The organism is bacterium (assembly GCA_029210965.1).
GTDB lineage: Bacteria > BMS3Abin14 > BMS3Abin14 > BMS3Abin14 > BMS3Abin14 > JALHUC01.
The window spans coordinates 1-635 of record JARGFZ010000131.1; the positions used below are offsets into that span (position 1 = coordinate 1).

General features: G+C 49.4%; 1 protein-coding gene. It reads right to left on the reverse strand.

The window, feature by feature from the left end:
- Positions 1-84: 84 nt before the first annotated feature.
- Entirely contained in the window at positions 85-516 is a 432-nt protein-coding gene (gene tnpA, locus P1S59_14620) for an IS200/IS605 family transposase (GenBank protein MDF1527458.1), read from the reverse strand.
- Positions 517-635 lie beyond the last annotated feature (119 nt).

A 635-nucleotide genomic window follows, 5' to 3' on the forward strand; every position in this document is an offset into this window, starting at 1 on the left:
AGTCACGTACCCCCGGCAAAGCCGGGGGCTTGAACTGTGAACCGCTCAAAGCGGTTATTAAAACCTCGGGCCGCCTAAAGGCGGCTAACGCAACAACTGCAGTTGATCCAGACGACGATCCCCTGCTTCCTGACGACGGATATAGTCGCGGTTCATCTTTTCATCTCGACCTACAGTTGACACATAATAGCCACGTGCCCAAAAATGCTGACCTACAAAATTCCTGGCGCGACCACCATAAGTACGGGCAATGTGAATCGCGCTTTTGCCCTTCATATAACCAATTACTTGAGACACCGCGTATTTCGGGGGTATGAAAAGATAGATGTGGATATGATCAGTACAAACATGACCTTCCAACACCAAACTCTCCCGTTGACGTGCTAACTCCCGAAATGCTTCTCCCAAATCATTCCGTATTTGACCATACAATACCTTCCTGCGACACTTCGGGATCCATACCACGTGATACTTGCAATCCCACGCTGTATGGCTTAAGCTTTTTACATCGTTCAACGAAGGCCTCCTTTCCTGTAAACTTTGAGCGGTTCACAGGGGGAGGCTTTCATTTACTCCAGGTACTGTCAAACTTCTCGGGTCCCCCGGCAAAGCCGGGGGGTTTCCTTAGGTACTAA